Source organism: Roseivirga seohaensis (assembly GCF_001592945.1).
GTDB classification, from domain to species: domain Bacteria; phylum Bacteroidota; class Bacteroidia; order Cytophagales; family Cyclobacteriaceae; genus Roseivirga; species Roseivirga seohaensis.
The window spans coordinates 237,297-250,086 of sequence record NZ_LRPB01000049.1; the positions used below are offsets into that span (position 1 = coordinate 237,297).

Sequence of the window (12,790 nt, forward strand, 5' to 3'; positions counted from 1 at the left end):
ACGCCACAGTGAATAGATAAAATTTTAGACAAATACGGTGGTTTAATAACCTTTTGTAAACCATTGAAAAGTATATACAATTTTATCTAAAGTTAAATCCGTATTTACCCTGTTTTGCTATCCTTATTGTGTCTGAAAGGACAATTGGGGGCAATTGAAGGGGTAAACCGTGTCTGACAAAGAAATAAACAAAGTTCATTTAGAAGCTGAGCAAGATAACCGGCACCGCTTTGACCTTACCTTAAAAGGTGAGGCTGATAATGCAGGTGTTCGTTCTGTTGGATCGGCAGCAGATGGTCAAGCGGCACTTGCGGAAAGCAAGGAACAGAAAAAGCAAAAAGAATTGATGGACTTGCTTTATATCCAAGGTCTACAGGCGAAAATGGGGGATATTCTTGATGACATTAAAGACAAGATGGATGAGTACAGACAAAGCCGTGATCGTCAAAAAAGAATGAACAATTGTGTTCAAGATGGAGATTTTGCGACCTTAAGATTGATCTTCATTGAAGATTATCACATGGATGCGGACGAAGTTGATGCCATGAATCCTGAAGAATTGATTGAAGAAGCACAAAGGCGCAATCAGGGTGAATTGGATACGCAAGCCGTGCTTAGAGCTGAAATCAGAGAATTGGCATTGGAGTATAAAGAAAGAGCACAAGAATTAGGACAAGAGCGCCCAGCACTGGCTGAGGCCGAGATGGAAAAGTTGGATGCGATTAAATATAGAGCAAGCGCATTGGGCTTTGATTTTGATGGAATGCTAAAGGACGTGGCTATTGAGAATGATGCGACTGCCTTTCATTCTATAAACAATAAAGCTGAACGGACGAATCTTTTAAACGAGACATTCAATAAAGTAGCTCCAGATTTAGATAGTCAGCCGAGTCAAGAACTGGAAAACAACCAAGATGCAGGTTTGTTCGGTCAGAAGAACTCTGCGCCATCATTATTCAACTAGTTCAATCCAACGATTAGTGTTGGGCTAACACCGTCTTTTAGAACGTTTTGATCTCCGTGTCTTTCAACGAAAATATTTCCTATCGCCTGAATAGCGCCAGCACCACCTATTTGTTCAGGTGTAAATAGGTTATAACCCTCTTTGGTTTTATAGGAAAGGCCATCCATATAGATTGAGGCGAGGGTCTTACCATCTTCGTCACGCTCTTCATAGGTCACGGTGATGTACATGGGCTTGTCTGTAAATTTTCTATCAGCAAATGCATTGGCCAATAATTTGGCATATTCTTCGGCAGACATTTTACCTTCATTGCGCCCAATAATATGGATCGCCATCTTTTTGTCGTAAGACGCCAGTGTTGCATCACCGGCATCACCTTCAAAAATAACAGGGGAGTTCATGACCTGCTTTTTAGCGGCCTCAACCTTGGATTTACCAGAGGCATCATTGAAGGCTACACGATTGTCATTCGCAGTGTCTTGCGCCTTGGCATTCAGGGTGAATATCAACCCTAATGCGGCAATTCCTGTGGCTATTTTCTTTGCTGGTTTCATATCTTGATCCTATTATTACCTTTCTTTTATATCATTTAATGTTCGTATTGCGCAATCAAATGCTTAACTTCCGTTAAGATTTTAATAAATAGTATCCGTGTGCATTAGAGAGAAAGGAGGAGCGCAAACGTGCCCTCTTTTTTTTATACATAGTTGTATCCTTTGCCTCCACAGTCCGGGCAAGTAGCCATACCTGTTGAAGGGCTATGAATCCCACCCGTTCCACTGCACATCGTACATTTCACCTTTTTCATGATTTTGCGTTTAAGGGTTTATAATCAATTGCGTTCTATAAGACGCAATATAGTTAAAAATATGAAATAGCGTTTTATAAAACGCTGATTTTAAAGACGCTTTTATACTCCTTTAGCCATTCTTATGAAGGAAGGGGAAGCGATAGATGATGCATTAAAGGCAATAGGTGAACGCCTGAAAAAGCTACGTGAGGAAAGCTTTGAGGGAGGCTATGTCAAATTTGCAATCCATCATGTCAACATGCAGCCCAAGCAATATTGGAAGCTGGAAGCAGGAACGGCCAACTTTACAATCAAAACCCTTCTTCGTGTCTTGGATGTCCATAAAATCACACTCGAAGACTTCTTTAAGGGCACATAGTCTGTGTGCACCAAGTACATAATATTTGAACCTATACAAAATATCTGTAGTTTTACTACAGTAATACTGTACTATTGGTGCACTATTTGTGTATAATGAAAGAAGAAAGGAGTTACTTATGGCACGTATTGATTTGAGCGATCCTTATGAGCGTTATCTAAAAAGTCAGGTGGATGCCGGACTATTCAGGTCTATCACAGCTGCTGTAGAGCATGCTATCTTGAACCAGATGAAGGAAGAAGAAAAGCTTCGTTTGTCGGGCATTCAGGCTGCTTTGGCCAAGGGTGAGGAAGACATTGCCAATGGCCGTACTTTTTCCTACACACCTGGCCTTATTTCTGAAATCTCAAAAAAGGGCAAGCAAGCTGCTCTGTCCGGAAAGTCCGTGAAGCGTGAAGTCAAAGGCTAAATTCAATCTGGAACTCTCCCATGAAGCCTATGACGATTTGATCGATATTCAGGCCTATACCTATTCGGAATTCGGTGAAGCCCAATGGAAGAAATATGAGGGGTTATTGAACGGTGCTTTCGAGCATCTTATCCAGAACCCCTACTCCGGCCATAAACGCAGAGACGTACCTGAACCCTATCTTTCCTGGAATGTCGGAGAGCATGTGATGGTTTACCGTGTAGAAGAAGACACCATATATGTTGTGCGTGTCCTTCATGGCCGTATGAACTTCCTGTACAAGCTCTAGTCCTCCCCACACCATAGTAGGAATTTATTCCTTTTTCTCCTTGACTCCCTGTTGGCAGTCAACTAATGACTTGTTCCTGGCCTAGCAATAGGAATTTAATCTTATAACATTCAAGAAAGGAACAAAGGATGAACAATACACTGTACTATGGAGAAATGGTAGCCCGGATTTCAGGTTTTATACACCACGACCCAATTACCCTCTCAAGGCTCGAAAACAAGCTGAGAATGAGCGGTGAAATGCCTGATAAAAACAACCTATGGACAATCTGTGCCGATGCCGCCCAGGTGTTTGATAAAATCGAGGACCTTTCAGGTGAGCACTATATCGACTGGCACAAGGCCCTTGATATCTATTCCAATAAATTGCGGGAAGTTCTATTAAACGGCACTACGCCAAGCATGGCCGATCTTATAGCTTTGGCCTCCTCTTCCATTCAGGAAAGCCGGGCAGTCAATGCAGACCTAAATTCAAATTCCCTTGAAGACGACTATCCAATGCATGCTTTAGGGCGTTCCCCCTCGCGCGGGCAAGGCTAATACGAGCTGTTCAAACCGTATCCCCGCTTTTCCGCACCCTTCGGGCTTGTGCAAAGCGGGTGATCCCCCTCGGTTTGTCCAGGCCTTGTCCCTTGCTCACCCCCTGTTCGCCACATGGCAGGGGTTATGGCGACCCCATAACCCTTTTCCAAAGGGATTTTTAACCAACGACATAAAGGAGATAAAATATGTCAAACACTGAAACCAACGAAACACAATCAACTGAAACCCTTTTTGCTGATACCAATATCAGCATGAAATCTGGCCACCTTGTGAAGGATGCCGAGCTGATCGGTGATGGAAAATTTGCCAAGTTCAGAATTGCCACAAACAAGGAGTTTTTGGACACCAAAGGCGAAGTTCAAAACATGGCCAACTATTTCAACATCATTGTATCAAGCAACCTTAAAGATGCTTTCGCCATAGCCCAGAACCTCAAGAAAGGCGATTGGGTCTATATCAAAGGCGAAGACAGTTCCCGATCCATCGACACGGTCGAAGGCTACAAGGATACAGCCGTCACCACATTCGCATACAAGGTGGTTTTGAAGAAAGAGAAAACCGAGCAAGTGCCTGAAGAAGGCCAAGCCTCAGAAGCAAACCCACAACCAGCCTAAACCTAAAAGGGAAAGTCATTTCAATGGCTTTCCCTCTTTTTTTGATGGAGCGCATTCATGTCTTATGCAAAGAACAAAACAGATATCCACCAGCAGGTCACAGATCAGATCATAAGCCTGCTCGATCAGGTTGACTTGAACAATTACCAGCCACCATTCGCCAGCCTTGCAGCCAAAGGCCTGCCGGTAAACCCAACCACAAAAAACCACTATCAAGGGATCAACATTCTAAACCTTTGGTTTAACCAACAAGCCAAGCAGTTCAGCTCGAACCATTGGGCGAGCTTCAAGCAATGGAAGGACAAGGGCGCGAATGTCAAAAAAGGCGAGAAAGGCACACAGATCATTTTTTACAAAAGCCTGATAAAAACAGAAGAAAACAGCAAAGGTGAAACTGAGACCCATAAAATCCCGATGCTCAGGCTCTACACTGTTTTCAATGCCAATCAGGTCGAGAATTTTGAGCCGGAATCGACTCCAGCAGATATCCAGACAGACAATGTTGAGCGCATATCTTTGGTCGATGAGTTTTGCAACGGCACAGGGGCAGACATTCGCCATGGTGGAGATGAAGCTTATTTTAGCCCGATGGAAGACTATATCCAGATGCCCGAAACACGGCTTTTTCTGGATAGTGAACAATCCACCGCCACAGAGAACTACTATTCCACCCTCCTCCACGAATTGACCCATTGGACAGGTGCAAAGCATAGGCTTGAGCGCGACTTGGCCCACAACCAAAAGGAGCGCGAAAAATATGCGTTTGAAGAGCTGGTTGCCGAACTTGGCGCAGCATTCCTTTGTGCGCATCATGGCATTGCCCAGAGCCATCCCCCAAATCATGCGCTTTATATCAAGAGCTGGTTGAAAGCCTTGAAGGATGACAAAACCTTCATCTTCAAAGCATCTGCACAGGCAGCCAAAGCGGTTGATTATCTGGATCAATTGGTCATGGGAGAAAACTAGCCATGACCGATTACTTTAATGAACTTACCAAGCAAATGAACCAAATGGGCAGAAGGCATGATTTAGCCCGTGTATTCAACGACCTTTTGACCATGGGGATTTGCTCATATCATTCCACCAATATCAAAAGCCGGCTGCAGGAAAAAGACGAGGTGAATGAACGCCTCTACCTTGAGACGATCAAGCCCTACAAAAAGGAAGAGCTTGAAGAATTCAGCAAGGCCTTAGGCCTCTTACAGTTGAATGTCTATGAAAATCCCTATTCCGATATACTTGGCGAATTCTTCATGCAGCAGATCACAAGAGGCCAGAACGGGCAGTATTTCACGCCTGAGCCTGTGTGCGACATGATGGCACGAATGAACTTGGCAGGCATTGAGGGCGAGGGCAAAAGGATTCAAGATCCTGCCTGCGGATCAGGGCGCATGCTCTTGAGTGCAGCCAAGATCAACTACCGCAATTATTTCTATGGTGCGGACAATTCAGGCACCTGCGCAAAAATGGCAACCCTCAATTTCTTTCTTAACGGGCTAAAGGGGGAAGTCGCTTGGATGAACTCTTTAAGCATGGAGTGGTTTGGAGGCTGGCACATCAACATGGATGGGCTTGGCATTACACCCATTGAAAAGGAGCAATCTCAACTCTGGTTTGAAGCCCCGAAAATCAAGACACCTGAATTTGACAAACAAGCACGGGGCAAGACCACAGAGCCAGCCCATCAACTCACACTTTTCTAAATCAAAACGAAAGGAAAATGAATGAAAACCTATAAAGCCATAGCCGAAATGCGTACCTATCTACAAGTCAAAATCACAGCCAATTCGGAAGAGGAAGCCTATCAAAAAGCAAAGGAGTTATGTGGTAGCGAATTCATAGAAATTGAAGATGCTGGAAGTTGGGAGATTTACAATGTCGCAGAAGAATAAGGGAGGTCCGTTTGGTGTATTTGAAGAGGTGAGGCTTGTTTACAGAAACAAAACAAGAGCCGATGACCGACCCAAGATTGATTGTGCTGAGAGCGCTTACAAGATATTGAGAGCCCACTGGGATGATGATCAAATTTCCCTTGTTGAGGAAGCCAAGGTCATGTTTCTCGATACACGCTTTAGGCTCATGTCGATTTCAACCGTATCCAAAGGCGGCTTATCTGGAACGGTCATTGATCCCAGAATAGTGTTTGCAACTGCCCTCAAAAGACGATGCTCAGCTATCATCCTGTCCCACAACCACCCTTCCGGAAACCTGAAGCCCAGCCATGCCGATATATCCCTCACCAAGAAATTCCATGAAGCCGGTCGGTTATTGGAAATCACTCTGGCTGATCATTTGATCATCAGTGAAGAAGGCTATTACTCTATGGCAAATGAGGGACACATACCATAGTCCGGCCCACCCTTGACATTAGAAGCCATCAGAATAATCTAACATCAGCCTGAATTTGTTTCAGACTCCCACCACCTGAAGTTGCCATGGAGAAAAAATCTTCATGGCAATTTTTCATCCAAGGGGTCAGATAATAATGCTGTTTAAATATGGAATAGCCAACCTCAATTTTTGTCTAGTGATTGGTCTTGGTTCAAGCTCAAAATCCAAAGTTCATTGACCTCATAATGCACCTCTTGATAGGAATACAATCCTGCTTCAGTTTACTTACAGACATCACGTCTAAGGCGATCAAACATGAACTATTCCTTATCGTAATCAAGTTCAACCTGAACCCCTAACAGTTTGTGAGCTTCTGACTCATCTGTCAGTTCAAGAACAGTATTTTCTTCGATAATTTCAGAATACTTTTCCTCTCCAAGATATTGTTTAGTGGCTTCCAGTACATTTTCATTTGCCGAAATAATGTATTGAAGGTTAAATTCTTGAGTTTGCTTATGTGCTATTTCGAATAAAGTGGCTACCTGGCGAGGGTCAATTTCAGATAACAACCTTCCATCATGAAATAGAAACTTAACTGTATGATTATTTTGGCCTTTCAGCATTGTCCAATCGTAGCAGAAGATCTTAATATAGTTAACACCATCCCCCTTATCGTCATCAATTTTCGCTTTAATATCAAACCTATTTTTATTCTTACCATCATTGTTGTGAATCTCAATTCCAGCTCTTTTCTTTCCATAGAATTGATCAGCAAAAAACTTAAATAATTTGATGTTCTTTCTTATCAGGTCGGACTGATCGTTTAGGTAGTTATTCGTTTTAATATTCTCATCGCTGAATTCCTTTGTAAATTCTTCCTGTTTATTTTTGAATTCATTGATTAGGTTTTTGTATTGCTCTAATTTCTCAAGCCTTAATTTGAAACTCCTTAATTGATCATTCATGTTGGTGAATTCATCAAGAGCGCCCTTGGTGTTTAAGTAGCCAAGTTTTTCATCCTTTTTCCTGCCTAGGGTTCTTATTATTTCACTTATATCATGTAATTCCTTTTCAAAACTTTGCTTCTCCTTAAATAACCTCCGCCCCCGATTATCCGTTAATTTTTCATTGAAGCTCTGTACCTCATCCAGTCTTTTTATAACCATTTCCGGCAACTCCAGTCTTGCCTGCTTGTAAAAATTTTCAATTTTTGTTCTTGAAACATCTGGCTGGATTTCTAAGCTCTGATCAATATTGTAGATAGCTCTCTTTATCCTCTCAGCTCTGTTCTCGTATTCTTGTATTTGCCGCTTCAAATGGTCTGCTTCTTCAACTATTTCGTGATAATCTTCTGCGACTTGAAAGCCTTTAAGTCTATTCTCTAAAAGTTCAATGTTTTGCTTAAGGTCATAAATGTCTATTTCAATGTCTTCTCCTTCTTCAAAGAAGGACTTCATAATTTCATCGTTCTCAATCCCCTTTCTTCTTTTATCTATATCGTCTATTTCATCCTTTAATTCAGCCTTTCTTTGAACCAAATAAGGATCCAAACCCAGTAAGAATGCATTATTCAAGAGTTGGGGGTAATCTTGTTCTTTATTGATGAACTTATAGTAGCTGTTATACCCAAATTTATTCGGGCGAATAAATCTTGAAATTAGACTCCTAAATTTTAGGAATTTGATTGGCTCTGGAAGCTTAAAGACTTTCGATTCTAAATAGTCCTTATAGTCTTGTAGAGAATATTCTTTCTCATTTAAAAAAACCTTATTTTGTTCTTTACACTTTCTTGTTGCGATAAATTTTTTCTCACCAATTTCAAACTCAAGTGTAAATTCCCAATCATTTAACTTTTCTTCAAATTCTAAGTTAGGATTAGACCCTAGACAAAAATGAACTAAAGCGATTGAAAGCGACTTACCAACGCTATTATAGGTGTTTTTGCGGTTAACTAGGGTCTCGTTTGTTTGATGTTTTTTGCCGACAATTAAACTAATCCCAGTTCGATTAAATGGGATAGTCCTAAAAGACTTCTTATTTGACCTTAACTCAATTAATCGCATTGTAGATTCTGTCTTCTGTATCTAAATCAATAGCACCAATTGCATAGAGATAATTGAGGGTTAATACAAGATCATCAAAACCGTGATAAGCATCAAAACTCTTACTCTTATTCAGCTTAACGACTTTTTTCCAGAGTTCGTCAATATTGAGAGGTCTGATTTGTATGTAACTGAGAACATATGCCCCTAAGCCAAACAACGATTCAGAAACTCTAATATGTTTAGTGGGTAAAATCATTGTTCAAAAAAGCTCAGCTTGAGTTGGTGTTATTGGTTCTTCAAATATATCACAGTAGGAGAAATAATATGCCATTAAAACCAAGACAGCGCTCTGTATACTCTGCGTTCTAACTTTACAAGCTTTGTCGAGAATATAGAAAAAGACTTTGTCAGAATCTTGATCAGCCGGAAATTGTAAACGGCCTTCCTTATAATAAGATGAGAATATACTTCGAAGTTTTTCTTTGATAATAGGGTCCTCATATTTGAAGTATTTTTTCAGATCACCCTCTTTGAAAGATGCCGATCTCAATAATGTTTCAGTATGTTTAGAAAGGCTATTAAAGTTTATCTTTTGATCAAAGTCTGGGTTATCTGGAAAAGAAACATTCAAATTATCAACTTGAGCATTTAGCAGGTAATTAACAACATCCTGCATAACTACGTTATTGAAAAGGTCTGTATTAGGACTAGGTATGTGGCCCAGAACTGAGTAAATATCATCTACATCCAATTCAAAGCACATCTTTTGCAGTTCACTTGGGATAGTAATTTTAAAGTGAATATTCGGGTATTCTTTTTTTAATTTTTCAATCTCCAAAGCGAGATCCGGGTGAACCCCTTTATACTTGTCGTTCAATACAAAAGAAAATGTACTAATTGGCGAGGCATCATTCCACTGATCATACAATCCTTTAAAATCAGTTTTTAACTTTTTTACAGCATCACTTACTTTGGCATTAGAGTCCTCAGGTGCATAAACTTGGTAATAAGTACCGCTAGATGGGTCGAACCCATCATTCTTTCTATCACCAATTCTACCAGAAGGCTTTATGCTTCTGAAATTGGGATACTTTTTATTCATTATTAGACTAAAGAAATCCTCAAAAGCCTGGCCGTTTCTTTTATGTACTTCTAGTTCAAACCATTTTTTGGCTATATATCTCTGAGCGTCATCCATTGTTGAATTCTTACAATCTGCAAACTAATTATCAAAATCAATTATTACCAATTTTTGCATGTATTACCACATCCTACTTTAAAAGAATTGGAACAGAAACTGTTGACCGATGCATTGAATAGGACTATAGTCCTATGTGTTTTAAGGAGTGAATTATGAATAAACTGGAAATGATGCTTTTGATGAAGTTTGAGTCTCCAATTATCCCTCTAGAGGAAATATGTCGAGATTACTTTGGTTGTAGCAAAAATACGGCAAAACAAAGGGCCAAATCAGGCACTTTACCAATCCCTGCCTTTAGGCTTGGTAAATCCCAGAAATTACCCTGGATGATAAACATCCAGGACCTCGCTCACTTTATTGAAAAAAACTCTAATGAAGCGAAGAAAGAATGGGTTGGAGTTATTTCAGAATGAGGCGATCTGGATTGAGGTCTGTATAAATCCGCCACAATGTGTTTAAGTCTCTGTGTCCTGTGACTTGCGCCACCTGATCGACTGAATACCCTAACTCGAACAATCTAGATGCCCCTTCTCTTCTCAAATCATGATATCTCAAATCTGAGATTTTAAGTTCATTTCTTACTCTCTGAAATCCAGCCGTTACTGAACGAGGGTTATAAGGGAAAATTCTGTTATCCTTTTCATTTCTCTTCTGTTGCAGCACAATCTTCAGTGCATCCCCCAAGAGAGGTACTTTCATATGATTGCCAACTTTCTTTCTGGGGTCCTTTCTATTGCGCACCCAAACCCAACTTTCATCAACATTCAAGTCTTCCCAGACAATCGAACATACCTCAGATATCCTCATGCATGATAGAATTGAGAAATCCAGAATATCTGTGAAAGGTATAGTTGAATAAGTATGTTTCTGCCTTTCGGCCAATCCTTTTCTGAGCTTTTGAAGCTCATTGTTTGACGGCCTTCTTGTTCTAATGTTTGACTTCCCAATTAACCCAAGAATTCGTAGTGTCGGCATTGCCTCAACGATTGATGAGGTATTAACGTCAATCTCATATAGTGCCTTTGCAGATCGCAAAACCGCTCTTATATGGCTTATGTCACATGCAATAGTTGCCGGAGATGCACCACCCGATTTTCTTTCCTTACAAAAATCCACGATATGCTTTGGTTTAAGATTTGAAAGCTTTGTGTTCGCTATATCAAATTCTTTGATTGCTTCTAAAGAGTATCTTTTAGAACGACCCATACCAATGTGTTCATCAGATAGATATTTTTCCAATAAGTCTCTAAGAAGTAATAATGATGTATGATTGTTTGAGAAGTCTTGACCTTGGGAAATGCTCTTTTCAATCAGATCAACCTGGAGTTTTCCCCATGCTTTTGCGGATGCTTTATTTTTAAAGGTCTTGTTTTTGGATTTGCGCTCATCACTTTCTGGCTGAACCCATCTAACCTGACAACAATATTTACCATTTCGAGGAGAAACACTAAAGTACGGCACTAGCTAATTTCCCTTCCCCAATTAGCGGTTATTACATTGCCTACTGTAGGCAATATGTAGGCAAATTGTCAAGAAAATGTACTAAAATGTGTGAAAATGTATGAAAACGGATAAGAACGAAAAATCTCAAAAACCCCAGTATTCCTGCACTTTAGAAGGAAATCTCAAGCACAGGCATATTTCCGTTGCCCCTATGATGGATTGGACAAATTCTGGTAATATCCCATTGAAATAAAACAATTCTGAAAAAGCTGTAGGCAATATGTTGGCAACTTCATTTTATTGACTATTTGTTATCTTGATCAATCCTTCAAACTTTTAAGCTCTATAAACTCGACATACACTATGGAAGACGAAAAGGACAACTACGATGAAATCATGAAAATAATGCAAGTGGCAACAAATGCTTTTTGGGGAGCTAATATCCCCAAACATGAAATTCCGCACGTATTGGCTGACTATATTGTTATTTCTATAATCGGCATGTGCGAAGAAGAAGGCGAAGAACTGACTGAGAAAGCCGTCATGTCGGTAATTGAAAGAATGAAAAACACACTTAATGATTGGAAACTAGGAAAAGGTGGATTTGACTATCGAAACTGGAAAATGAATTAAAATAACACTCAATTTCACACACATAATGAAAGGCAAACGCAAATACAACAATTCAAGACGGGATCAGATGATTTTTGGGCTCATCCTTTTAGGGGTGTTCGCCTTGATTTACTTAATCAATTTTGCTTTTGACCTCGGTTGGTTTCCCGAGAATTAGCCTTTAAAAGGTGTCAAAAAATTCTTCATCAATTTTCTTGATGTGGAGGATCTGCTCATCTTCACAACCTATGTTATATTTGATCAATAGCCTAGATAACCTCTGTCCATCAATCAGAACAATTTTTTTACCCATTGCTTTTGCCGTGTTATGAGCAGAAGTGCTAAAAGTGGAAGTGGTAAAGAAAATACCCTTTTGAGTTTTCTTCATATCCAATGCACCGCTAAAGTCACGAATAGCACCTGAACCGACACTATTCCCTTCTCCATATCTTTTGGCCTGAACATATATTTGATCTACTCCTAACGCATCTTGATCAATCACACCATCCACCCCATCATCACCACTTTTCCCCAAAAGTCTGCCGGGGTTATCTGATGCCCCTCCATAGCCCATAGCCAATAATAATTGAACCACCACATGTTCAAACAATATTGGTTTGGCTTCACGAATACGACTTAGGAGTTCATCCGCAAGAGTATCAGTAATTGTTTGGTGCGAAGAACGAAGTAACTCATCCGGTGTAGATGAAGCTTCAATTACATTAGACTTTTCAATCTCATTAGAATTGTCAGTTCTTGTACCCCTTCTACTCTTAAATTCCTGGAATGCTTCAAATTGCTCAAGGAATTTATTGTCAATTTTTTGAGGTGCGTTTGCTAAAACTCTCCTGCCGTCTTCAGTAATAGTAAAATAACCTCGCTTAGTGTATTGAACCAAGTTAGCCTGCTTTAAATAACCTTTCGCCCAATGAACTCGATTCGAAAAAGTTGTTTGTCTTCCACTTGGCAAAAGCTCCTCTCGTTCCTCCTGTGTGAGTGAATATTCTTCTGCCAAATCATCTATAACCTCAGATGTTGAAATCTCTCCGTTAGCAGAGGATTTTAGAACTGGTAGCATTAGGGTTTGGTAATCTGGAATCATAATTAATTTGCTCTTTTTTTTAATTTTTGAACTTTGGTTATTGGCTACACAAATTATTCCCATGTAAGT

Annotated in this window: 19 protein-coding genes; 13 read left to right on the forward strand and 6 right to left on the reverse strand. The window is 40.2% G+C overall.

The window, feature by feature from the left end:
- Window positions 1–169: 169 nt before the first annotated feature.
- A complete protein-coding gene (locus AWW67_RS17880; RefSeq protein WP_062303497.1) occupies window positions 170–964 on the forward strand; it encodes a hypothetical protein in 795 nt (264 codons plus the stop codon).
- Here the strand turns inward: AWW67_RS17880 and AWW67_RS17885 are convergent.
- On the reverse strand, window positions 961–1,518 hold the full coding sequence (locus tag AWW67_RS17885; protein WP_062303498.1) for a hypothetical protein: 558 nt from the start codon (window positions 1,516–1,518) through the stop codon (window positions 961–963). The two genes, AWW67_RS17880 and AWW67_RS17885, sit on opposite strands and share 4 nt — an antisense overlap.
- Before the next feature lie 378 nt (window positions 1,519–1,896).
- Between AWW67_RS17885 and AWW67_RS17890 the strand changes: the two genes are divergently transcribed.
- The 9 genes from AWW67_RS17890 to AWW67_RS17925 all read left to right on the forward strand — a co-directional run bounded on the left by AWW67_RS17890 (window position 1,897) and on the right by AWW67_RS17925 (window position 6,336).
- Window positions 1,897–2,133, forward strand: a complete 237-nt coding sequence (locus AWW67_RS17890; RefSeq protein WP_062303500.1) for a helix-turn-helix domain-containing protein — start codon at window positions 1,897–1,899, stop codon at window positions 2,131–2,133.
- 118 nt (window positions 2,134–2,251) lie between these two features.
- Window positions 2,252–2,542: a hypothetical protein gene (locus tag AWW67_RS17895; RefSeq protein ID WP_062303501.1), complete on the forward strand. Its 291-nt coding sequence runs from the start codon at window positions 2,252–2,254 to the stop codon at window positions 2,540–2,542.
- A complete protein-coding gene (locus AWW67_RS17900; protein WP_062303503.1) occupies window positions 2,526–2,831 on the forward strand; it encodes a type II toxin-antitoxin system RelE/ParE family toxin in 306 nt (101 codons plus the stop codon). Before AWW67_RS17895 ends, AWW67_RS17900 begins: the two co-directional genes overlap by 17 nt.
- Before the next feature lie 128 nt (window positions 2,832–2,959).
- The gene (locus tag AWW67_RS17905) at window positions 2,960–3,370 is read left to right on the forward strand and encodes a hypothetical protein (RefSeq protein ID WP_062303504.1); all 411 of its coding nucleotides are present in this window, start codon (window positions 2,960–2,962) and stop codon (window positions 3,368–3,370) included.
- A gap of 188 nt (window positions 3,371–3,558) precedes the next feature.
- Complete coding sequence (locus tag AWW67_RS17910; protein ID WP_062303506.1) at window positions 3,559–3,987, forward strand: single-stranded DNA-binding protein; 429 nt, start codon at window positions 3,559–3,561, stop codon at window positions 3,985–3,987.
- Between the two features lie 57 nt (window positions 3,988–4,044).
- Complete coding sequence (locus AWW67_RS17915) at window positions 4,045–4,953, forward strand: ArdC family protein (protein WP_062303507.1); 909 nt, start codon at window positions 4,045–4,047, stop codon at window positions 4,951–4,953.
- A gap of 2 nt (window positions 4,954–4,955) precedes the next feature.
- Complete coding sequence (locus AWW67_RS17920; protein WP_062303508.1) at window positions 4,956–5,690, forward strand: N-6 DNA methylase; 735 nt, start codon at window positions 4,956–4,958, stop codon at window positions 5,688–5,690.
- 21 nt (window positions 5,691–5,711) lie between these two features.
- Entirely contained in the window at window positions 5,712–5,879 is a 168-nt protein-coding gene (locus AWW67_RS19125) for a hypothetical protein (RefSeq protein ID WP_176700079.1), read from the forward strand.
- Window positions 5,863–6,336 (forward strand): JAB domain-containing protein, encoded by a 474-nt coding sequence (locus AWW67_RS17925; protein WP_062303510.1) that lies wholly within the window; start codon window positions 5,863–5,865, stop codon window positions 6,334–6,336. The genes AWW67_RS19125 and AWW67_RS17925 overlap by 17 nt, the downstream gene beginning before the upstream one ends.
- Before the next feature lie 302 nt (window positions 6,337–6,638).
- Here the strand turns inward: AWW67_RS17925 and AWW67_RS17930 are convergent, their stop codons facing one another.
- Genes AWW67_RS17930 through AWW67_RS17940 form a run of 3 tightly spaced genes read right to left on the reverse strand, consistent with a single transcriptional unit; the run spans window position 6,639 to window position 9,465 of the window.
- A complete protein-coding gene (locus tag AWW67_RS17930; protein ID WP_062303511.1) occupies window positions 6,639–8,381 on the reverse strand; it encodes a DUF2326 domain-containing protein in 1,743 nt (580 codons plus the stop codon).
- A complete protein-coding gene (locus tag AWW67_RS17935) occupies window positions 8,368–8,619 on the reverse strand; it encodes an ABC-three component system middle component 6 (protein WP_062303513.1) in 252 nt (83 codons plus the stop codon). Before AWW67_RS17935 ends, AWW67_RS17930 begins: the two co-directional genes overlap by 14 nt.
- 3 nt (window positions 8,620–8,622) lie before the next feature.
- Window positions 8,623–9,465, reverse strand: a complete 843-nt coding sequence (locus AWW67_RS17940) for an ABC-three component system protein (protein WP_141655502.1) — start codon at window positions 9,463–9,465, stop codon at window positions 8,623–8,625.
- Window positions 9,466–9,716: 251 nt separating this feature from the next.
- On the opposite strand from AWW67_RS17940, the gene AWW67_RS17945 reads away from it, so the two are divergent.
- Window positions 9,717–9,977, forward strand: coding sequence for a pyocin activator PrtN family protein (locus AWW67_RS17945; protein ID WP_062303516.1), 261 nt, complete (start codon window positions 9,717–9,719; stop codon window positions 9,975–9,977).
- On the opposite strand, the gene AWW67_RS17950 is transcribed toward AWW67_RS17945, so the two are convergent.
- Window positions 9,964–11,025, reverse strand: coding sequence for a tyrosine-type recombinase/integrase (locus tag AWW67_RS17950; protein ID WP_062303517.1), 1,062 nt, complete (start codon window positions 11,023–11,025; stop codon window positions 9,964–9,966). The genes AWW67_RS17945 and AWW67_RS17950 overlap by 14 nt on opposite strands.
- A gap of 100 nt (window positions 11,026–11,125) precedes the next feature.
- On the opposite strand from AWW67_RS17950, the gene AWW67_RS19235 reads away from it, so the two are divergent.
- Together AWW67_RS19235 and AWW67_RS17955 are read left to right on the forward strand one after the other, a co-directional pair.
- A complete protein-coding gene (locus tag AWW67_RS19235; protein WP_260311521.1) occupies window positions 11,126–11,260 on the forward strand; it encodes a hypothetical protein in 135 nt (44 codons plus the stop codon).
- A gap of 110 nt (window positions 11,261–11,370) precedes the next feature.
- Window positions 11,371–11,640 (forward strand): hypothetical protein, encoded by a 270-nt coding sequence (locus AWW67_RS17955; protein ID WP_062303519.1) that lies wholly within the window; start codon window positions 11,371–11,373, stop codon window positions 11,638–11,640.
- Window positions 11,641–11,800: 160 nt separating this feature from the next.
- On the opposite strand, the gene AWW67_RS17960 is transcribed toward AWW67_RS17955, so the two are convergent.
- Window positions 11,801–12,784, reverse strand: a complete 984-nt coding sequence (locus AWW67_RS17960) for a restriction endonuclease (RefSeq protein ID WP_221405280.1) — start codon at window positions 12,782–12,784, stop codon at window positions 11,801–11,803.
- Window positions 12,785–12,790: the final 6 nt, after the last annotated feature.

Coding starts and splice junctions, on each gene's coding strand:
- AWW67_RS17885 (WP_062303498.1), bottom strand. CDS start 1,518: ATGAAACCAGCAAAGAAAATAGCCACAGGAATTGCCGCATTAGGGTTG.
- AWW67_RS17890 (WP_062303500.1), top strand. CDS start 1,897: ATGAAGGAAGGGGAAGCGATAGATGATGCATTAAAGGCAATAGGTGAA.
- AWW67_RS17895 (WP_062303501.1), top strand. CDS start 2,252: ATGGCACGTATTGATTTGAGCGATCCTTATGAGCGTTATCTAAAAAGT.
- AWW67_RS17905 (WP_062303504.1), top strand. CDS start 2,960: ATGAACAATACACTGTACTATGGAGAAATGGTAGCCCGGATTTCAGGT.
- AWW67_RS17910 (WP_062303506.1), top strand. CDS start 3,559: ATGTCAAACACTGAAACCAACGAAACACAATCAACTGAAACCCTTTTT.
- AWW67_RS17915 (WP_062303507.1), top strand. CDS start 4,045: ATGTCTTATGCAAAGAACAAAACAGATATCCACCAGCAGGTCACAGAT.
- AWW67_RS17920 (WP_062303508.1), top strand. CDS start 4,956: ATGACCGATTACTTTAATGAACTTACCAAGCAAATGAACCAAATGGGC.
- AWW67_RS19125 (WP_176700079.1), top strand. CDS start 5,712: ATGAAAACCTATAAAGCCATAGCCGAAATGCGTACCTATCTACAAGTC.
- AWW67_RS17925 (WP_062303510.1), top strand. CDS start 5,863: ATGTCGCAGAAGAATAAGGGAGGTCCGTTTGGTGTATTTGAAGAGGTG.
- AWW67_RS17930 (WP_062303511.1), bottom strand. CDS start 8,381: ATGCGATTAATTGAGTTAAGGTCAAATAAGAAGTCTTTTAGGACTATC.
- AWW67_RS17935 (WP_062303513.1), bottom strand. CDS start 8,619: ATGATTTTACCCACTAAACATATTAGAGTTTCTGAATCGTTGTTTGGC.
- AWW67_RS17940 (WP_141655502.1), bottom strand. CDS start 9,465: ATGAATAAAAAGTATCCCAATTTCAGAAGCATAAAGCCTTCTGGTAGA.
- AWW67_RS17945 (WP_062303516.1), top strand. CDS start 9,717: ATGAATAAACTGGAAATGATGCTTTTGATGAAGTTTGAGTCTCCAATT.
- AWW67_RS19235 (WP_260311521.1), top strand. CDS start 11,126: ATGAAAACGGATAAGAACGAAAAATCTCAAAAACCCCAGTATTCCTGC.
- AWW67_RS17955 (WP_062303519.1), top strand. CDS start 11,371: ATGGAAGACGAAAAGGACAACTACGATGAAATCATGAAAATAATGCAA.
- AWW67_RS17960 (WP_221405280.1), bottom strand. CDS start 12,784: ATGGGAATAATTTGTGTAGCCAATAACCAAAGTTCAAAAATTAAAAAA.